Origin of the sequence: Erythrobacter sp. Alg231-14, assembly GCF_900149685.1 — a bacterium.
Lineage (GTDB): Bacteria > Pseudomonadota > Alphaproteobacteria > Sphingomonadales > Sphingomonadaceae > Erythrobacter.
In genome coordinates this window covers 2,224,201-2,242,801 of record NZ_LT702999.1, presented here as the reverse complement: position 1 = coordinate 2,242,801, position 18,601 = coordinate 2,224,201, and the positions used below count along the sequence as shown (strand labels likewise).

Genomic DNA, 18,601 nt, shown 5'->3' with positions numbered 1-18,601 from the left:
AAACTTCATTCATTCCCTTGCATCTAAAGATGGGCCTTCGCGCAGGAGAATCAATCTTGATTTACGGCAGCAGTTTAAGCGCTGCGCCAACAAACTACTCCTATCAATTGCGCAGGATCGATTGCAAAGGGAAAGTCGCGCGGCCACAACAATCTTCGGCGGCAGAAAAGCCAAAACCCGCGGCGCTGCAAAACGTCGCTCAAAAGGAAATTTCGAAAAGATGTCCGATCCGAAACCACATATCGTATTTTACGGTAGCCCCGTATCCCCCTTTGCCCGCAAAGCTGCGGCGGTGTGCATCGAAAAAGACGTGCCCTACGAAATTGAAGCGGTGAACGTTTTTGACCCGCCGCAATGGTTCACCGACATCTCCCCCATGAAACGGATCCCCGTGATGCGCGATCGATCCATCGCCGCAGAAGGCGTCAACGGCACCATCGCCGATTCGTCGGCAATCTGCGCCTACCTCGAACGCAAGTATCCGACGCCGACGCTGTATTGCGAAGACGCCTTTGCCCATGGCCGCGCGCTCTCTTTGGAAGAGTATGCCGACACAATCGTTGCGATGGCCGGCGGGTTGGGCATTTTCCGCCCAATCTTTTTCTCCATCACACAAGGCAAAGAGCCCAATCTGGAAAAAGCGCGCGAAACCTGGGCCGAAACGCTTCCGCCGATCTTTGCGTTCTTGGATGGTCAGTTGGGCAAAAACGACTTCTTCGTCGAAAACACATTATCAATCGCGGACATTTCGGTGACCTGCACGTTAATGCAAATCGCACTGGTGGCGAATATGCCATTGGACGATTACCCCGCATTGGCCGCCCATTATGATCGCATGGTGGCGCGACCATCCATCGCCGATCCGTTCGCCAAAGCCGATCGGTTGGTGCGCAAAGCCTTGCCGGACAGGTTTGACCTGACTTAAAGGCGCGGATCACACACCGCGTATTTGTAAGGAAACACGCAACAGCATGGCCAAAGATTGGTGCATCGGAATTATCGGGGGCTCTGGCCTCTACGATATTGAAGGTATTGAGGATGAGCAGTGGCTCATGATCGATACCCCTTGGGGCGACCCGTCCGATGAAATCCTGTGCGGCCGCATTGGCGATGTTAAAGTGCGGTTTTTGCCGCGTCATGGGCGCGGCCATCCAATCACGCCGACAGATTTGAATACACGGGCCAATATTGATGCCCTCAAACGCGCAGGCTGCACCGATATTCTTGCGATCTCTGCGGTGGGTTCTCTACGCGAAGAATTGCAACCCGGGCGGTTCGTTGCGGTCGAACAATTCATCGACCGGACCGTGCATCGTCCTTCGACGTTTTTCGGCAACGGGTTTGTCGCCCATGTTTCCATGGCCGATCCGGTGTGCCCCCGCCTATCCGAAATGGCGGCAAAGGCGGTGACGGCCTGCAAAGGTAAAGTTGCAACCGGCGCGACGTATTTGGCGATGGAGGGCCCGCAATTCTCCACCCGCGCCGAAAGCCGGATGTACCAAGCATGGGGCGCCGATGTGATCGGAATGACCGCCATGCCAGAGGCAAAGCTCGCCCGCGAAGCTGAGCTGCCCTACGCTTTGCTGGGGATGGTCACCGATTATGATTGCTGGCGGGTCGATGAAAACGGCGTGGGCGATTCCGTCGATGTCGCTCAGGTCGTGGCGCAGATGCAGGAAAACAGCCAACTGGCGCGCGAGGCCGTGGTCAAATTCATCGAGAAATTGCCCAAGACCCGCAAAGCGTCGCCGATCGATACGGCTTTGGACGACGCCGTGATCACCGCTCCCGAAGAACACGATCCGGCGATGATGGCTAAATTGGATGCGGTGGCCGGACGGATATTGGCCGGCGGCTGAGCCAAAAAAAGGGGCCGAGCCTAATGCTCAGCCCCAATTGGCGTGGCCAGCTTTTCCCCGATTAGAATTTGTAGCCAAGCTCCACAGCGATCCGGCGTTGACCGCCCGGTGACAGGAACTTCGACTTCATCAATGTTCGACACCACGCCCAGCAAGGCAAAGGCGCCACGATATTACGGTGTGGCCGTTGATGCGGATGGCGTGATAGATACAGACGCCACGCTAACTTTACGGGCAGAGATGACGGCTTCTCGCGGCGATCTGCCATTATTGACTACGCCCTCCCAATCGGGGATTTGCGAGCGTCATGCGAAGAGGAAACGGGCTTGTCTGCACTGCGTCCGCCCGTTTGGAACACAATCGCAGAGGCAGCCGAATAGGCCGAACGCCGATCACACGAGGAAAGCATCGAATGATGACAGTAACCCGCGCACAGATCACCGAACATGGCGGCCCGGAAATTATCCAATGGGTCGAAGACGACATACCTTCGCCGAGCGCGGGGGAAGTCTTAATCCGGCACACCGCGATAGGGTTCAATTTCATCGATACCTATCATCGAACCGGATTGTACCCGATCGATTTGCCCAGCGGATTAGGGCTTGAGGCAGCGGGTGAAATTGCGGCGATTGGTGACGGCGTAACGCAATACGCCATCGGCGATCGAGTGGCCTATATGGGCCCCGGCTTGGGTGCCTATGCGACCCACCGGATTATGCCTGCGGCGGCTCTATTCGCATTGCCTGATTCAATCAGCGACGAAACAGCGGCGGCCGCGATCTTAAAGGCGGCAACAGTCGAAGGCTTGGTCGAACGATGCGCCAAGGTGCAGGCGGGCGACACCGTCTTGGTGCATGCTGCCGCCGGAGGCGTCGGCTTGATCATGGTGCAATGGCTCAAAGCGATCGGAGCCACCGTCATCGGCACCGTTTCGACACAGGAAAAGGCAGGGTTGGCCCGCAAAGCAGGGTGCGATCATGTGATCCTTGACGGGGAAGAAGACATCGCCGCGAAGGTCCGCGAAATCACTGGCGGTGCGGGTGTCCCATGCGTTTTGGATGGCGTTGGCAAGGACACATTCCATGCCTCCTTGGACAGTCTTTCCCCGCTTGGGCTTTTGGTCAGTTTCGGCAATGCCAGCGGGCCGGTGGATGGCGTCAATTTGGGCATTCTGGCGCAGAAAGGGTCGCTTTTTGTGACGCGGCCCACTCTATTCCATTACTACACCACACCCGAAGAACGAGCCGCCGGGATTGCGCGGGTTTGGGATATGATCAACAGCGGCGCAGTCTCGATCCAGATCGGTCAAACCTATCCCCTTGATCAAGCCGCACAGGCACACCGCGACATCGAAGCGCGCCGTACAACCGGTTCGACCGTCCTTGTGCCCTAAACGGCGCGGATTAATCGTCGCCTGACCATTCGCCAAACAGCGGGCGGAATTCATCGGCACGGATCGATTGCCAAACTCCCATTGAGAAATAGGGGACGGCCTCCAATTTGGCGCGTGCATCCGCTTCGTCCGATCCTTTAATCACCAAAAGCGATCCGACAATTTTGTCGCCTTTGGCAAGCGGGCCTGCGACCACAAAATCTCGGGCGTGCTCTTCAAAATGTTCGAGCAACGCTTCTTGCGAATGTTCACGGAACACCTCGCCGTGTTCACCATCGCGGCAATAAAACGCGAACAGCCTCATTGTTCATCTCCCTTGCCGTTATTCAGTTTGGGTATCGGACCTGGGGCCCATATTTCGCCGGCAAACCGAATGGCCGGGGCAATATGTTTACCCCCTCCATCCGCTTCGACCAATAGGCCGCGTTCGGCAATATGGGGTTCGTCCAACGCTTCGCGAAAATTCAGGACGGGTGAAAAGGCGACGTCTTTATCGACAAACCAATCGACCCATTGATCGCGCGTTTTGGAGGAGAAGGTTGTTCGCAGAAATGCGATCAATTCACTCTGCTCGCCCGCAGGCGCTTCGGCCTGTGGCAACAAATCCATCCGGTTCAGCGCCGTCAGCAAATTGCGGGCGAATTTGATCTCTCTCCCACCCAGCGCGACGTGCTGGCCGTCTTGTGTTTCATAGATTTGATAGAAAGCCGCTCCGCCCAACGATCGTTGCGCGGATGATTGGGGGCTTGGGCCGCCGGCGATCGCGCTGCCCGCGGTGTGGGCGCACCATGGCAGGATGCTATCGAACATCGCACAATCGATATAGGCGCCTTCACCAGACCGATCGCGCCCGACCAAAGCCATCAACACGGCCGATAAAGCCGTCAAACCAGACGCCAGATCCGCGCTGGCCGCGCCGGGAACGACGGGTGCGCCGTCCGGTCCGTCGTTCACCGCAAGAAACCCCGCCAATGCCTGAACCGCCATATCGTGCGCCGGATGGTGGGCCAATTCGCCGTGCTGCCCGAACGCTGAAATCGAGCAATACACAATGTCAGGCTTAATCGATTTCACCGCATCATAGTCAAAGCCAAGCCGCGACATAACACCGGGACGGAAACCTTCGACAAACACATCCGCGCGGGCCACCAATTCTCGCAACGCGGCCTTCCCTTCCTCCGCCTTCAGGTCGAGCGCGACGCTTTTCTTGCCGCGGTTGAGATTGGCGAACCACACGGAATGTTGGTCACCGCCATACGTGTCAAAGGGCGCCTGTTCACGCGCGGGATCGCCCTGCGCGGGTTCCACCTTGATCACATCGGCCCCTTGATCGGCCATCATGACCGTCATCATGGGCCCGGGTAGAAATTGCGAAAGGTCGACGACCGTAATGCCAGAAAGTTTGCCCATTGCGTCTCGATCGCTTCCCTAGTTTGCGGGCCAGCGATCCACCGTGATCACGCCCAACGTCTAAGCGGATTGCGGCGCGGTTTCCATCCAGTCAAGGCGCCGAATGCCTAGGCATCCGATCCTTGTGGGATTTCTTTCGATTCAGATCACAAAGTCGATCGGTTCGGGCAGCTTGCCTCGATGCGTCACCATTCGGCCATGCAGAGTGGTGATCTGACGGCTACCGGTTTTGATGAACAGGAACGGGAAAAGCCCATGCAACACACAGGCGACCCCGCCCGCAATCATGCGCAGCCCAAAACCAGATGCATGGGCGAGATGTTCGCCGTAACTTTCACCCACAGAGGCAGGGTGCTGTGTGAATGCATTGTGCAGCGTCTTGAATGGCATGTTCGATCCCGTTTGATAATGGCCGGTCTATGTATAGCCATCATTGCGTGATGATATTTCCCAAATTTCCTCGCAATTCCCATCATTGCGCGATACTTTCCCACCTATGGATAAAGTAGTAGAATTGGATTCCAAAGACTGGGCGATCCTAAAGGCACTTCAGGCGGACAGTTCTTCGTCGATTCAATCCGTTGCCGATGCGGTCGGATTGTCGGTCAATCCGTGTTGGCGCCGGATCAAGCGAATGGAAGAAAGCGGCGTGATTGCCCGCCGGGTCGCTCTGGTCGATCCGGCGAAAGTGGGCGCGGCCACGTGCGTTTTTGTGACCATACGGACCCGCCGCCACGATGCCGAATGGCTCGGCGCGTTCAACGGCGCGATCGCCGATATCGATGAGATCATGGAATGCCACCGAATGGCAGGCGACATAGATTATATGTTGAAATTGCGCGTGGCGGACATCGGTGGATACGATCGGATCTATCAAAAATTGATCCGCCGCGTGCCCGATCTGGCCGATGTCACCGCCAGTTTTTCTATGGAAGAAATGAAGACGACAACCGCCCTACCCAGACCGCGCTAACCCACTGAGTCAGTGGAGCGCGGGGGCGGACGCTTGGCGTTTTACTCAATAAGCGTCACGGTCACCAAAAGCGCCACGGCAAAAGACGCCAATGTTGCGGCAAACACGGGGACCAATGGTCTCCACCCTGCTTCCAACAAGACGGATAGTTTTGATCGCATCGCCGTTGCGGTCACCGCGAGCAACAACAGGAATTTTGACATTTCCAACCCCCGCTCCGCAACGATAGCCGGTACGGCAATGACGCTGCCTAAGACCACCAAGGCTAAGAATACTGCAATGAACCAAGGGACCGCGATGCGCCGCCAAATCGGCTTGGCGTGCGCCGCGTTACCCTCATCCGATCCACCTGATTGGCCTAGCCACAATGCGACCAAAGCAACCACCGGCGCCAACAACGCGACCCGCGCCAATTTGATGACGGTCGCTTGACCGCCCGCCGCATCGGACACCGCGTATCCACCGCCAATCGCCTGAGCCACATCATGGATCGATGATCCGATTAGGTATCCTGCTTGATTATCGGTGAGGTCCAAAACCCCCGCAATGGGTGGATACACGGTCAGCGCAAAGGCGCTGGCCAACGCAACGCCGACCAAGGTCAGAGTAAAACGGGCCTGATCCAATCGATCGCGACCGACCACCCCGTACAAAGCCAAAGCGGCCGAGGCTCCGCAAATCGCGGTGGCTCCGCCAGCTAAGACGCCAGCGTATCGCCCCTGCCCCGCAACGCGCGCACCCAACAATCCGGCAAAGAACGTGGCCGCCATGATGGCAATCAACCCGGCAAAAGGTGCCCAACCGATCTGAGCAATCTGATCGAGCGACACCTGCAATCCCAAAAGGACAATCCCGATCCGCAAGAAATGCCGGGACACAAAATCCAACCCTTCGCCCACTGCTGGATGATCGGATAGAAAGTGCAGCGCCAATCCCAACAACAACCCCGCCAAAATCGCAGGGAAGCCGTATTGCTGCGCCAACCAAAGCGCCGCGCAGCTCACAATCACGCACACGGCCATGCCCGGCAACAAGGCCGACAGGCTAATCCGCGAAGAGGTGTCGAGCCGCTCCGATTCGTAAAATTCACCAAAAAGATCGCCCGCATAAAACGCAGGATCGTGTTTGCGGATCTTCATGGTGATCGAATTACGCGCAAAGAACGCGCCCGTCGATGGTCGACTTTATCCGTGGCCCAACACAGGCAGAATTGCGTCCGCTTCAACGAATGCGCGCAATAGCGCGTGCATTGAAATCTTCGCCATGGATGCGACTTTTCTTGAAGTCCCCGCAGTCCGGGTTCAAGGGGCAAAAGCCGTACGAATCGCGGCGAATCCGTAGGGGATATTGACGACGTGACAATGACAAGCCTGCCCGACAGCACAAACCACTTTCTCGACCGCGCTGAATTGCGCCGCGCTTATCGCGCGCCAGAGGATACTTGTGTCGCTCAAAGGCTTGAACAGGCGGCCCCCGCCCGCAAGATTGCCGACAACGCCTCCGCTCTGGCTATTGCCCTAATCGAAGGGGCCCGCGCCCATAAGGCGAGCGGTATCGATGCATTCCTCCAACAATACGGCCTCGATACGGACGAAGGCATCGCCTTGATGTGTTTGGCCGAAGCATTGTTAAGGGTTCCCGATGATGAGACCGCCGACGCGTTGATCCGCGACAAAATCGGAGAGATCGATTGGGGTGAACATTTGGGCGAAAGCTCGTCCACCTTCGTCAACGCGGCAACATTCTCATTGATGTTGACCGGCGAAGTATTGGAACAACCCGAGGCCCATCAAACCGGCATGGGCGGCACGTTAAAACGCACCATGAACCGTTTGGGCGAACCGGTGATCCGCAAAGCGACATTGCAGGCGATGCGCATTTTGGGCGGTCAATTTGTGTTCGGTCGGACCATCAACGAAGCGCTAAAACGCGCCAAGCCCGAACGCGCCAAAGGCCTCACACACAGTTTCGACATGCTGGGCGAGGCGGCGATGACATTTGCCGATGCCGAACGGTATCGCGTGTCCTACGACGCCGCAATTGAACGGTTGGCGAAAGAGGCAGTGCCTAAAGAACAAGGCGGCGGCGTTGGCCCATCGCCGGGTATTTCGGTAAAATTGTCCGCGCTGCACCCCAATTACACATTCACCCACGCAGCCCAAGCGCGCGCCGAGATCGTACCGATCGTCAAGGCGCTAGCAATGAAAGCGCGCGACGCGGACATCCACTTTACTATCGACGCAGAAGAGGCCGAACGGCTCGAATTGTCGCTCGACATTATTGAAACATTGGTTGGTGATGACGCCTTGTTCGCCCGCAATGATGGCAGCCGATGGGACGGTTTTGGATTGGCCGTTCAGGCGTATCAGAAACGCGGCGTCCCTTTGTGCGATTGGGTGGCGAAACTGGCCCGCCGGCATGGGCGCAAATTGTTCGTGCGGCTGGTTAAGGGCGCCTATTGGGACACCGAAGTGAAGCTTTCGCAGGTGGGCGGTTTCGACGATTACCCGGTCTTTACCCGCAAGCGAGCAACCGATGTCTCATACCTTGCCTGCGCGGCGCGGTTGTTTGAACATGACGATGTAATCCGTCCCGCCTTTGCGACGCACAACGCCTATACGGTTGCGGTGGTGAAGGAATTGAGCGGCGGTCGTCCGTTCGAATTTCAGCGCCTCCATGGCATGGGCGAAGAAGTGTTTGAGGCGTTGCATGCGATCGAAGGCAACGCCCCCACCCCGGTGCGCATTTACGCGCCGGTTGGCGGGCATAAAGAATTGTTGGCGTATCTCGTTCGCCGATTGCTTGAAAACGGGGCCAACACCAGTTTCGTCAATCGCATGGGCGATGCCGATATCCCGGCCAGCGATTTGGCCGGAGATCCGATCGCTGAATTGGCGGCGCTTGATTCGTACCGCAACCCGGCGATCCTATTGCCCAAGGACATTTTGGGCGTGCGCGAAAACAGCGCCGGGATCGACATCGCCGATCCAATGGTGCTGAAACCGTTGGAAGAGCGGCTTGCATCCCTCACATCGCTGCAATGGCGTGCAGAACCCACATTCCCCGCAAACGAGCCGGGTGAAATTGCGCCGATCACCATGCCGCATGATCTGTCGGTTGATGTGGGCACGCGGCGCGACGCGACCGAGGACGAGGTTGACGAAGCCTTTGCCCGCGCAAGCGCCATTCAACCCGGTTGGGACGCTTTGGGCGGTGAAAAGCGCGCGCTCTTGCTCGAAGAAGCAGCGGACCTATTCGAAGCGCATTCCGATGAATTCCTGTCGCTGTGCCAACGCGAAGCGGGCAAGACATTGTTGGATGCGATCGCGGAATTGCGGGAAGCCGTCGATTTCCTGCGGTTCTACGCAGGCGAAGCGCGTCGGCAATTTGGCGCGCCTATGGTTTTGCCCGGTCCAACAGGCGAAGAAAACACATTGCGCATGCACGGTCGCGGTGTTTTTGCGACCATTTCGCCTTGGAATTTCCCGCTCGCGATCTTTATCGGCATGGCATCGGCCGCGCTTGCTGCCGGCAATTCGGTTATCGCAAAGCCTGCGGAACAAACACCGCTTATCGCCGCGCTTGCTGTGAGATTGTGTCACGAAGCGGGGATCCCACCCGAAGCACTGCAATTGATCCCAGGGGCCGGTGATGTTGGTCAAATGATCACAAGCGACCCGCGATTGGCCGGGGTCGCCTTTACCGGGTCGACCGAAACGGCACGGTTGATCAATCAATCATTGGCCGGGCGCGACGGTCCGATCGCAACGTTGATCGCAGAAACCGGCGGGCAAAACGCGATGATCGTCGACAGTTCCGCTTTGCCAGAACAGGTCGTGCGCGATGTCTTAGCCAGCGCGTTTCAAAGCGCGGGGCAACGCTGTTCGGCCTTGAGGGTTCTGTATCTTCAAGAAGACGTGGCGGACGAAATGTTGACCATGATCCGCGGCGGGTTCGAAGCGCTGCATATCGGGGACCCCGGCGAGCTTTCGACTGATGTTGGCCCCGTGATTGATCCCGACGCACAAGCGGCGTTGGAACGCCACATCGCCCGGCGCGAAGCAAGCGGCCACACCGTTTGGCGGCGCGAAATGCCCGATGACACGCAAAAAGGATGCTTTGTCGCCCCGACGATCATGGAGATCGATTCGATCCTTGATCTAAAACGCGAGAATTTTGGCCCCGTTTTGCATGTAGCCCGGTACAAGGCTGATGAATTGGGCGCGGTGATCGCGGATATCAACGCGACGGGTTACGGCCTGACATTGGGACTCCACAGTCGCATCGAGGCGACCCGCCAATTCGTTCAAGCCCATGCGCGGGTTGGCAATTTCTACGTCAACCGCAATCAAATCGGTGCAATCGTCGAAAGCCAGCCCTTTGGCGGCGAAGGTCTGTCGGGCACCGGTCCCAAGGCGGGCGGCCCGCATTACGTTGCGCGGTTCGCCACCGAACGCGTGACCTGTGTCGACACCACCGCAGCAGGGGGCAATGCCAGCCTGTTGGCCAGCTTGTAACGAAGGATCAAATTGTAAGCATATGTCAGGCGATCGTCTTGCCGCTTGCCAGCCGAATTGTTTGGACGATAAACGTCGCACCATGATCAAAACACTGACCCGCATCGCCACACAAATCATCGCTTTGATCGCGTTTGCATGGGGCGGTGCGGCCATGGCTGAGGTTCAGGTTCACTTTCACAGCTTCAACGGTTCGATCCTATTCGGGCGCTACCCCCACACATTTGTGGTGTTCGAAGGGACGTTGGAGGCCACCGGCGCTCCGGTGAATGAAAATTATGGATTCACCGCAAGATCGGCAACGGCGGCGGCCACCCAAGATTGGGTCAATCACCTCGTAGAAAGCGAGCCAGAGCGCTATGTTCGCAGCACCAATCGTCATTTTTCGGTGACGCTTACCGATGCGCAATATTTCGCCATGATCCGCGAAGTGCGATTGTGGGAAGGCCAGACGGGCAAACGCTACAGCCTCGATGAACGAAACTGCATCCATTTTGTCGGGCGCATGGCTCAATTGGCGGGACTGCGGGTGGAATATCCCGACAATATGCTGCGCCGGCCCAAAAAATGGTTGAACCACATCACCACAATGAACCCGCAATTGGGCGCAGAGGTCATTGATTAATCGATGACGCGGCTTTCCAGGGGGTATGCAAAGACTCATCGGGATAACCCGCGCCGCCACCTTGCTCGGTAAGCGCGCTTCCGAGATCAAGGCTCATGGCGATTCTTTCAGACAAGTGGATCCGTGAACAGGCGCAAACCAAAGGGATGATTGAACCCTTTGTCGAAGCGCAGCGTCGCGAAGGGGTAATCTCCTACGGTCTCAGCTCCTATGGCTACGACGCGCGCGTCGCGCCGGAGTTCAAAATCTTCACCAATGTCGACAGCTCTGTCGTCGATCCCAAAGAGTTCGATCCTAAGAACTTCGTCGATCGCGAAACAGAATGCTGCACCATTCCGCCCAATTCCTTTGCCCTTGCGCGGACGGTCGAATATTTCCGCGTGCCAGAGGACGTTTTGGTCATCTGCCTTGGCAAAAGCACCTATGCCCGGTGCGGCATCATTGTGAATGTCACCCCGCTGGAACCCGGCTGGGAAGGCCACGTCACATTGGAATTTTCCAACACCACGCCGCTGCCAGCAAAAATCTACGCCAATGAAGGCGCGTGTCAGTTCCTGTTCCTAAAAGGCAACGAACGGTGCGAGACGAGCTATGCCGACCGTGCGGGCAAATATATGGGTCAGCGCGGCGTAACCCTGCCGCGACTTTAGGATGAGTGCCGCCAAGTTTCCATTTTGGCGTGTGGTTCCGGGCAATCGTGCAGGGACATACATCTTACCCGTCATGCCGCCGGCAACGGTTGGTCCCGAAGGCGCGCCCCATGTGATGGGCGGTGTTGCGTTGGCGGCCGCGATCGATGCCTTGGAACTTGAAAGCGAATTGCCGGTTTTGTGGGCAAACATTCAATTTCTCAGCCCGACACAACATGCCGAAGAATTGACGATCGCGTGCGAGCAATGCGGCGGCGGGCAATCCGTTGGCCAATGGATGGTAGACATCCACGTCAATTCGCGTCCCACGCACCGGATTAGCGCCGCATTGGGCGCCCGTGAGCCCAGTGAGCGTAAGGTCTTTCCGGTCATGCCTGATGTGCCTGGCCCGGATGAATGCGATCCCAAACCCATTCAACGCTTTGGCGCCGTCGGCAGCCTCTACGATCAGGTTGAAATGCGCATCGCTCGCTCCGACCCTGACAACGGCATCGAAGCTGTGTGGTCGCGAAACACATCGGGTTTTGCCAACGACGCAGGCTGGCTGGCGCTGGTGTCAGACTTTTTCTTGGGCGCGCACCCAAACACTTGGGGCGGATCCAGCCTGGATGCCACATTCCGGTTTGTGCAACCATCGGAGCCGGGGTGGGTCTTGTCCGTCACCGAAATGGCCGCCTTTGATCGCGGCGTGGCCCATGGAAGCGGACGCCATTTTGCCCAAGACGGCAGTTTGCTGGCGATCTCCAGCCAGACCGGCGTTTTGCCACGAACGCCTATCTTTGAATGATTCGTGCGGTTTAGGCCCCGCGATCTTTTGACTCTCATCCGTTGCGACCCCATGACCTTTGATCAAAGGAGAACCATCAATGGCTGACACTGAATTCGATATCATCGTCTATGGCGCAACGGGGTACACTGGCCGCCTCGTCGCGGAATTTTTGAACAACCATTACGGTTCGGCCGGTGCGCCCAAGATCGATGGTGCGCCCAACTGGGCGATGGCCGGTCGCAGCCAAGAAAAGTTGGAAATGGTGCGCGATGAAATCGGTGCCCCTGCCAACACGCCATTGGTCGTGGCCAATGCCGATGACGCCGCCGACCTCGAAGCGATGTGCGCGCGCACGAAAGTCGTGCTAACCACAGTTGGCCCGTATCAATTGTATGGCGATGCCATGGTAGCGGCCTGCGTTAAAACTGGCACCGATTACGCCGATTTATGCGGTGAACCGGCATGGATGGCTGAGAAAATTGCAGAACATCACGAGGCCGCCAAGGCATCAGGCGCGCGAATTTGTTTTTCAAGCGGGTTTGATTCGATCCCATTCGATTTGGGCGTCTTGATGACTCAAAAAGCGGCCAAAGATCGTTTCGGGGCACCGTCTTCAAAGATTCGTGGCCGCGTCCGCGCGATGGCCGGAACGTTTTCCGGCGGCACCGCGGCCAGCCTTGGCGCGACGATGAAAGCGGCGGCGAAAAACCCCAGCATCATCAACGTGCTTCGCGACAGTTTCGCTCTTGCCCCCGGTTTCGATGGACCGAGCCAGCCGACCGGCATGGTGCCTATGTATGAAAAGGATTTGGACAAATGGGCCGCGCCCTTTGTCATGGCCCCGATCAACACGAAAAACGTGCACCGCACCAACTTTCTTTTGGATCACGCCTACGGCAAGGATTTCCAATACGATGAAATGATGCTGACAAGTCCCGGCGAAGCGGGCAAGAAAATGGCAGAAGCGGCATCTGAAATGATGAAAAACCCGTTTGGCGCAAAGCCGCCTAAGCCCGGCGAAGGCCCAAGCAAGGAAGAGCGTGAGAACGGTTTCTACGATGTTTTGTTCGTGGCCGATGGCCTGAGTGGAGAGACGCTGCACTTTGGCGTGAAAGGCAAGTACGATCCGGGATACGGTTCAACCAGCCGAATGCTAACCGAAACGGGCATGGCGTTGCTCGCTTCTGATGCGCCGGGCGGCGTGGGCACACCGGGATCGTTCTTGGGCGAAGCCTTGGTCGATCGCCTTCAAGAGCACGCAGAAATTCAATTTGCGGTCGAAAATTAACCCAACCGTATGACGAATGGAAAAGGGGCGCCGCCGGTCGATACCGGCGGCGCCCCTTTCTCTTGTCGTTAGCGTGTATTGCCGCGCGATCAGAAGCTTACGCGTACACTCGCGCGGATGTTGCGTCCCGACAATGGCAGGAACTCTTTGGTAAAGCTTGAATGGCGGCGACCGGTTGTGTCGAACAGGTTCTCGCCAGCCAATTGGAGGACAACGTTCTGGTTGTTCTCCAACGGACGCCACGAAACGTAGAGGTTCACAAAGGTGAAGGAATCGGTGGTCGTTTCAAATTCGGCGACGTCATCTTGTTCACCAAACCATTGGACTTCACCGCGAATGTTGAACGCATCGATATCCGCATCCAGCGCACCCAACAAGGTTACCGGCGGGATCCGTGGGACGTTGCTGCCATCGCTAAGATCGGCCGACACATAAGATGCGCGCAGATCGGTCGAGAGGCTGAAATCGTCATTTTCGACAATCGGCATCTCAAGAGCGGCTTCGAAGCCGAAAAAGTCTGCGTCATCCTGAAGGAAGACGAAAACTGGCAAATCGTCTTCTTCGTCATCGGTTGGCGACAGGAAGATGTAATCGTCAAACGATTGGTAGAACACGGCAACGTTGAACGCGATGTCGCCGACATTGGCGCGAATGAACGTTTCCAGACCCCACGCGCTTTCTGTGCTGAGGTTGGGATCGCCAATTTCAAATGTCTGTGTCGCGATGTGCGGGCCGTTTGCGAACAATTCTTCGCCCGCAGGTGCACGCTCAGAACGCGACAGAGTGGCGCCAAAACGGGCACCGCCTTCGCTTACGATGATCGCAGAAAGAGCGCCTGAGAAAAGGTTAAAGTCGCGTTCGAGCCCCAAAGGAGCCGATTCAATGTCGACCATCTCGTACCGCGCTGCGGCTTCGATTTGGACACCGTCGAGATCAAATTCCTGCGCGGTGAAGATCGCCAATTGCGTGGTGTCGTTTGGCGCGACAAACGCTTCTTCACCGACAGCTTGGAAATCGCGCGATGTGAATTGCGCGCCAATGACGCCGCCACCGCTTTGGATCAATTCGGCGCGCGCTTCGACGGTTTCGGTGTCGAAAACGGTGCCGACTTCGGTGCCTTCAAATTCTGTGTGAGTGTAGTCGGAATATCCACCGCGCACTTTCAAACGCGAAAAGAAACCTTCGCCCAATGCGATGTCACCGCGGAAATCAACGCGAAGCTGTTCAAGGCCGATTGAGACGGTTTCTTCGCCCTCTTCCTCTTCTTCTTCCTCGCCGCCCTCTTCTTCGCCGTGATGGTGGCCGCCTTCAGGGTTGCCGACCAAGCCATAGCTTGTGTCGTAATAGCCAACCGATGCGCCAAAGGTTGAATCGCCAATGATGACGCCAATTCCGCCATTCACGGTCCATGTTTCGGCTGCACTGTTGGGAACAAAGCCGCGTTGGCCGGCTGCTTCGCGCAGCTCTTCGGCTTCTTCCAATTCGCCTTCTTCTTCTTCCTCAGCTGCATCGCCAAGCAAGTCGGCCCGCAAATCATCGGTCAGTTGAAATCCGGGAATTTCCAAATCGTCGGTTTCGCGGAACGAGCCATCAAGGTGCAGGACGAACATGTCGTTCAAAGCGGCGTCAATCGACGCGCCGCCGCTGCGCAGGTTGCTGGCCGTGTCAAACGCGGTCAAAGCATCGATGTGAATGCCGTTTTCGGGCACTGCGATGGGAATGCGGCGATCAATCACATTGACCACACCGCCAATGGCCTGACTGCCGAACAAAAGCGCCGCAGGGCCGCGCAGCACTTCGATCCGTTCAACCGTCAAAGGGTCAATCGTCGTGGCATGGTCGGCCGAGGTGTTGGCGACATCGGCTGTGCCCAAACCGTCAATAAGAACGCGAACCCGCTCACCATCTTGGCCGCGCAGGATCGGGCGCGATGCCCCTGGGCTAAAGCTTGAGGCGGAAACGCCGGGCGTCTTGGAAAGAACTTCACCCAATTGGCCGTTCAGATTGCGTTGAATCTCATCAAGTTCGAGGACGTCTTGACCGGCGATGAAGTCGAGCTCTTCGAGCGCGTCTGCTGCAACGATGATGTCGCCGCGATAATGTGGGTCGTTTTCACGGGCTTCATCGCGCGCGGCGCGGCGATCGGACTGCCCCTCATCGGCTGCATCCGATGCGGAGGTGTTGTCGGCATCATTGGCAAGGGTGGGGCTGGCGACAAACGCGCAGGATAAAGCAGTGGCAACGGCGAGACGAGAGGTAAGCGTTTTCATTGTGACCCCATGGGAATGTGCTATAATGTAATAACGTATCATCGAATTAGCCGCAGAATCGCAATCCGCAACCCCAAAGAACGATTTCTCGATGAAACTGACATGGCGACCGACAATCATCGTGACAGTGCGGCAAAAATGCCACGCAAACTGTCAGGCGAATGAGCCGCCCACAGCACGCAATGATGATGTCGATGTGAAGAAAATGGAGCGGGCGAGGCGATTCGAACGCCCGACCCCAACCTTGGCAAGGTTGTGCTCTACCCCTGAGCTACGCCCGCTCACTGACGTCTCACACAGATTGCTGTAAACAGCGCCTCTGTGCCGGGGAGGGCGCGCAAGTAACAGGGGCTTTCAAAGCCTGCAAGCGTAAAATTCATGTCATTTCACCTGCAATGGCCATTGCCCGGGTAGCCAGCGCGCTATGCAAGGTTCACAAGGCGAAAAAACGCCCCACATAAAGGGCCAAATTTTATGCCATACGGCACAAACAGACAGATAAATTGAAGGAGCGAATCCCTTGGCCAGCATGGGTCTCAACATCGAAGAGCAAAAAGCGGTAGAAAAATTTCGCGCACAGGTGGTTGATCCATCGCAAACGAAATTGGTCATTCTCGATTTCTGGGCGGAATGGTGCGGGCCGTGCAAATCATTGGCGCCGACATTGGAAAAGATCGCCGCCGAATACGCCGACAAAGGGGTGATTCTGGCCAAGATCAACGTTGATGAAGAAAAATTCATCGCCGGTCAGTTCCAAGTCAAATCGATTCCCACTGTCTATGCGATGTTCCAAGGTCAGCCGGTCGCCGATCTCACCAGCGCCCGCACCGAATCGCAGCTTAAAGAAGTGCTCGATCAATTGTTGTCTCAATTGCCCGTGCAACCCGGCGCCGTTGGCGACGGCGTACCGCAAGGGCCTTCAGCAGAAGAAATCGCTCAATTCGTGACGATGGGCGAAGCAGCGTTGAAAGAAGGCGACCCCCAACGGGCCGCGGGAATCTTTGCGCAAGTCACCGAATTCGCCACCGACAACGCGCCCGCTCATGCCGGATTGGTCCGCGCCCTGATCGCGATGGATCAAGTTGACGAAGCGAAACAAGTCATGAGCGCGATCGACGCCGATCCCAAATTGGCCAGTGATCCCGCAATTGCCGCAGCCAAAAGCGCGATCGAGCTTGCCGGAACGCAAGTGGACGACAGCGAATTGGCCGGCCTGCGCGATGCAGCAAAAGCTGCGCCCGAAGATATGGATGCGCAAATGGCCTTTGCAGAGGCCGCCTTTGCCGCCGGAGAGCGCGACGATGCGGTCGACACATTGCTGGATATGGTCGCCGCTGACCGGGAATGGAACGACAGCGCTGCCCGTGCCAAACTGCTGCAGATTTTTGAATCCATCGGGCTGGAAGATGAATGGGTGGTCGCCACTCGCCGTCGCCTGTCCAAGGTTTTGTTCGGATAAGCCACTCACTCATGCCAACCCGCCTTTCCATCTTTCCGCTTTCGGGCGCTGTCCTGTTTCCGGGGCTGCAATTGCCTCTGCATATCTTTGAGCCGCGGTATCGGGCGCTTGTAGGAGACGCGTTGGTCCGGGATCGCAAGATCGCGATGATCCAACCGCAACGCCCCGAAGATGGTTCTCCGCTCTATTCGATCGGATGTGTCGGCCGGATCGGAGAGATCGAGGCGATGGATGATGGCCGCTACAACCTTATCCTCGAAGGGCAATCGCGGTTCAAAGTGATCAGAGAGCTCGATGCGGCGACGTCGTTCCGCCAAGTCGAAGGCGAATTGATCGATGATGACCGCGAAGAAACTCTGAGCCATGCACAGCGGGGCGGGTTCGAACGCGAAGCGCGGGAGTTTGCGGACGCGCAGGGGTACAGCGTGGATTGGAGTTCGGTCGAACGATTGGACGATCAATCCCTGATCAACGGCGTGTCGCAAATCGCGCCATTCGATGGCGCCTCCAAACAAGCTTTGTTGGAAGCATCATCCCTATCGGCGCGGTGCGAATTGCTGGTTCAGCTTATGCAGTTCTTTGGCCGCGGCGATGGCAGCGAAGAAATCATGACCTTTCAATGATCCCGGCATTGCGGCGCGATCCGTTTGCGGATTCGCAGCGCCCTCGCCCGGATTGCCGGCTTAGGTGAGTGTGCCGTTAGCCGTTTGAGCAATGGCGAAAGAACCGCGCAAACCATCGATAACATATTGCGCGGCCAATGCGGCCAACAACACGCCCAATAGACGGGTGATCACGGCTTCGACACGGTCGCCCAAAAGCCGGATCAACGGCCCGGCCGCGACCAACGCAGCGGCGGTGATCGCCAACACAGCGATCAAGGCAGCAAATACTTCGATCGTTTCGGCGGTCGTGTTTGCTTCGTTCATCAACAGCATGATCGCCGCAATCGCACCCGGCCCGGCCAACATCGGCATCGCCATCGGGAAAACGGACACGTCTTCGACTTCGGGATCGGCGTTGACCTTATCCGCGCGTTCTTCGCGGCGCTGTGTCCGCTTTTCAAAGACCATTTCAAATGCGATCCAGAACAGCATCAAGCCGCCAGCGATGCGAAAACTATCCAGCTCAATATGCAACGCGCCCAGCAAAGTTTCGCCAAAGAACGCAAAGACCAGCAGGATCGCGGCCGCAATCGCGGTGGCGCGCAACGCCATGATTCGCGCCTGTGCCGTGGTCGCGTCTTTTGTCAGCCCCGCGTAAATCGGCGCGCAACCGGGCGGATCGATCACAACGAACAACGTCACAAAGGCAGAAATGAACAGTTCAGGCAGCATGGGCACTCATCACACAAAGGGTTGCGGCCCCATCATCACCCTTCTGACAAA

General features: G+C 57.2%; 17 protein-coding genes and 1 tRNA gene. 11 read left to right on the top strand and 7 right to left on the bottom strand.

From position 1 onward, the window contains the following. The first annotated feature begins 220 nt into the window (after positions 1–220). The 3 genes from BQ8290_RS10745 (at position 221) to BQ8290_RS10735 (ending at position 3,252) form a co-directional block, all read left to right on the top strand. Entirely contained in the window at positions 221–925 is a 705-nt protein-coding gene (locus BQ8290_RS10745; protein WP_108792303.1) for a glutathione S-transferase N-terminal domain-containing protein, read from the top strand. A 46-nt stretch (positions 926–971) separates the two neighbouring features. After that, entirely contained in the window at positions 972–1,859 is an 888-nt protein-coding gene (gene mtnP / locus BQ8290_RS10740) for an S-methyl-5'-thioadenosine phosphorylase (protein ID WP_108790041.1), read from the top strand. Between the two features lie 415 nt (positions 1,860–2,274). Next, positions 2,275–3,252 carry an NADPH:quinone reductase gene (locus BQ8290_RS10735; protein WP_108792301.1) on the top strand — a complete coding sequence of 326 codons (978 nt, stop codon included), beginning with the start codon at positions 2,275–2,277 and terminating at the stop codon, positions 3,250–3,252. A 10-nt stretch (positions 3,253–3,262) separates the two neighbouring features. Here BQ8290_RS10735 and BQ8290_RS10730 read toward each other — a convergent pair whose 3' ends face one another. The 3 genes from BQ8290_RS10730 to BQ8290_RS10720 form a co-directional block, all read right to left on the bottom strand. Beyond that, positions 3,263–3,556, bottom strand: a complete 294-nt coding sequence (locus tag BQ8290_RS10730; RefSeq protein ID WP_108790039.1) for a hypothetical protein — start codon at positions 3,554–3,556, stop codon at positions 3,263–3,265. Beyond that, entirely contained in the window at positions 3,553–4,662 is a 1,110-nt protein-coding gene (locus tag BQ8290_RS10725) for a CoA transferase (RefSeq protein WP_108790037.1), read from the bottom strand. The genes BQ8290_RS10730 and BQ8290_RS10725 overlap by 4 nt, the downstream gene beginning before the upstream one ends. 141 nt (positions 4,663–4,803) lie before the next feature. Further along, positions 4,804–5,052 carry a DUF6356 family protein gene (locus BQ8290_RS10720; RefSeq protein ID WP_108790035.1) on the bottom strand — a complete coding sequence of 83 codons (249 nt, stop codon included), beginning with the start codon at positions 5,050–5,052 and terminating at the stop codon, positions 4,804–4,806. 106 nt (positions 5,053–5,158) lie between these two features. Between BQ8290_RS10720 and BQ8290_RS10715 the strand changes: the two genes are divergently transcribed. Further along, positions 5,159–5,635, top strand: coding sequence for an Lrp/AsnC family transcriptional regulator (locus BQ8290_RS10715; protein ID WP_337661322.1), 477 nt, complete (start codon positions 5,159–5,161; stop codon positions 5,633–5,635). Between the two features lie 41 nt (positions 5,636–5,676). Here BQ8290_RS10715 and BQ8290_RS10710 read toward each other — a convergent pair whose 3' ends face one another. Further along, the gene (locus BQ8290_RS10710) at positions 5,677–6,774 is read right to left on the bottom strand and encodes a putative sulfate exporter family transporter (RefSeq protein ID WP_108790033.1); all 1,098 of its coding nucleotides are present in this window, start codon (positions 6,772–6,774) and stop codon (positions 5,677–5,679) included. A gap of 222 nt (positions 6,775–6,996) precedes the next feature. On the opposite strand from BQ8290_RS10710, the gene putA reads away from it, so the two are divergent. The 5 genes from putA (at position 6,997) to BQ8290_RS10680 (ending at position 13,484) form a co-directional block, all read left to right on the top strand. After that, entirely contained in the window at positions 6,997–10,152 is a 3,156-nt protein-coding gene (putA, locus tag BQ8290_RS10700) for a bifunctional proline dehydrogenase/L-glutamate gamma-semialdehyde dehydrogenase PutA (RefSeq protein ID WP_108790029.1), read from the top strand. A gap of 82 nt (positions 10,153–10,234) precedes the next feature. Further along, positions 10,235–10,777 carry a hypothetical protein gene (locus tag BQ8290_RS10695; RefSeq protein ID WP_108792297.1) on the top strand — a complete coding sequence of 181 codons (543 nt, stop codon included), beginning with the start codon at positions 10,235–10,237 and terminating at the stop codon, positions 10,775–10,777. 95 nt (positions 10,778–10,872) lie between these two features. Beyond that, positions 10,873–11,427 carry a dCTP deaminase gene (dcd, locus tag BQ8290_RS10690; RefSeq protein WP_108790027.1) on the top strand — a complete coding sequence of 185 codons (555 nt, stop codon included), beginning with the start codon at positions 10,873–10,875 and terminating at the stop codon, positions 11,425–11,427. Between the two features lies 1 nt (position 11,428). Beyond that, a complete protein-coding gene (locus tag BQ8290_RS10685) occupies positions 11,429–12,214 on the top strand; it encodes a thioesterase family protein (protein ID WP_108790025.1) in 786 nt (261 codons plus the stop codon). Between the two features lie 79 nt (positions 12,215–12,293). Beyond that, positions 12,294–13,484: a saccharopine dehydrogenase NADP-binding domain-containing protein gene (locus BQ8290_RS10680; protein WP_108790023.1), complete on the top strand. Its 1,191-nt coding sequence runs from the start codon at positions 12,294–12,296 to the stop codon at positions 13,482–13,484. An 89-nt stretch (positions 13,485–13,573) separates the two neighbouring features. Here BQ8290_RS10680 and BQ8290_RS10675 read toward each other — a convergent pair whose 3' ends face one another. Both BQ8290_RS10675 and BQ8290_RS10670 read right to left on the bottom strand, forming a co-directional pair. After that, the gene (locus BQ8290_RS10675; protein WP_108792295.1) at positions 13,574–15,754 is read right to left on the bottom strand and encodes a TonB-dependent receptor domain-containing protein; all 2,181 of its coding nucleotides are present in this window, start codon (positions 15,752–15,754) and stop codon (positions 13,574–13,576) included. A gap of 206 nt (positions 15,755–15,960) precedes the next feature. Further along, positions 15,961–16,035 (bottom strand) — tRNA-Gly (locus tag BQ8290_RS10670). A gap of 248 nt (positions 16,036–16,283) precedes the next feature. On the opposite strand from BQ8290_RS10670, the gene BQ8290_RS10665 reads away from it, so the two are divergent. Together BQ8290_RS10665 and BQ8290_RS10660 are read left to right on the top strand one after the other, a co-directional pair. Then, positions 16,284–17,213, top strand: coding sequence for a tetratricopeptide repeat protein (locus BQ8290_RS10665; protein WP_108790021.1), 930 nt, complete (start codon positions 16,284–16,286; stop codon positions 17,211–17,213). Between the two features lie 11 nt (positions 17,214–17,224). Continuing rightward, positions 17,225–17,836, top strand: a complete 612-nt coding sequence (locus tag BQ8290_RS10660; RefSeq protein ID WP_108790019.1) for an LON peptidase substrate-binding domain-containing protein — start codon at positions 17,225–17,227, stop codon at positions 17,834–17,836. Positions 17,837–17,896: 60 nt separating this feature from the next. Here BQ8290_RS10660 and BQ8290_RS10655 read toward each other — a convergent pair whose 3' ends face one another. Then, complete coding sequence (locus BQ8290_RS10655) at positions 17,897–18,550, bottom strand: MarC family protein (RefSeq protein ID WP_443112320.1); 654 nt, start codon at positions 18,548–18,550, stop codon at positions 17,897–17,899. Positions 18,551–18,601 lie beyond the last annotated feature (51 nt).

What these genes read in the sequence shown, in the direction of transcription:
- BQ8290_RS10745 (WP_108792303.1), top strand. Translation starts at nt 221, where the DNA reads ATGTCCGATCCGAAACCACATATCGTATTTTACGGTAGCCCCGTATCC.
- mtnP (WP_108790041.1), top strand. Translation starts at nt 972, where the DNA reads ATGGCCAAAGATTGGTGCATCGGAATTATCGGGGGCTCTGGCCTCTAC.
- BQ8290_RS10735 (WP_108792301.1), top strand. Translation starts at nt 2,275, where the DNA reads ATGACAGTAACCCGCGCACAGATCACCGAACATGGCGGCCCGGAAATT.
- BQ8290_RS10730 (WP_108790039.1), bottom strand. Translation starts at nt 3,556, where the DNA reads ATGAGGCTGTTCGCGTTTTATTGCCGCGATGGTGAACACGGCGAGGTG.
- BQ8290_RS10725 (WP_108790037.1), bottom strand. Translation starts at nt 4,662, where the DNA reads ATGGGCAAACTTTCTGGCATTACGGTCGTCGACCTTTCGCAATTTCTA.
- BQ8290_RS10720 (WP_108790035.1), bottom strand. Translation starts at nt 5,052, where the DNA reads ATGCCATTCAAGACGCTGCACAATGCATTCACACAGCACCCTGCCTCT.
- BQ8290_RS10715 (WP_337661322.1), top strand. Translation starts at nt 5,159, where the DNA reads ATGGATAAAGTAGTAGAATTGGATTCCAAAGACTGGGCGATCCTAAAG.
- BQ8290_RS10710 (WP_108790033.1), bottom strand. Translation starts at nt 6,774, where the DNA reads ATGAAGATCCGCAAACACGATCCTGCGTTTTATGCGGGCGATCTTTTT.
- putA (WP_108790029.1), top strand. Translation starts at nt 6,997, where the DNA reads ATGACAAGCCTGCCCGACAGCACAAACCACTTTCTCGACCGCGCTGAA.
- BQ8290_RS10695 (WP_108792297.1), top strand. Translation starts at nt 10,235, where the DNA reads ATGATCAAAACACTGACCCGCATCGCCACACAAATCATCGCTTTGATC.
- dcd (WP_108790027.1), top strand. Translation starts at nt 10,873, where the DNA reads ATGGCGATTCTTTCAGACAAGTGGATCCGTGAACAGGCGCAAACCAAA.
- BQ8290_RS10685 (WP_108790025.1), top strand. Translation starts at nt 11,429, where the DNA reads ATGAGTGCCGCCAAGTTTCCATTTTGGCGTGTGGTTCCGGGCAATCGT.
- BQ8290_RS10680 (WP_108790023.1), top strand. Translation starts at nt 12,294, where the DNA reads ATGGCTGACACTGAATTCGATATCATCGTCTATGGCGCAACGGGGTAC.
- BQ8290_RS10675 (WP_108792295.1), bottom strand. Translation starts at nt 15,754, where the DNA reads ATGAAAACGCTTACCTCTCGTCTCGCCGTTGCCACTGCTTTATCCTGC.
- BQ8290_RS10665 (WP_108790021.1), top strand. Translation starts at nt 16,284, where the DNA reads ATGGGTCTCAACATCGAAGAGCAAAAAGCGGTAGAAAAATTTCGCGCA.
- BQ8290_RS10660 (WP_108790019.1), top strand. Translation starts at nt 17,225, where the DNA reads ATGCCAACCCGCCTTTCCATCTTTCCGCTTTCGGGCGCTGTCCTGTTT.
- BQ8290_RS10655 (WP_443112320.1), bottom strand. Translation starts at nt 18,550, where the DNA reads ATGCTGCCTGAACTGTTCATTTCTGCCTTTGTGACGTTGTTCGTTGTG.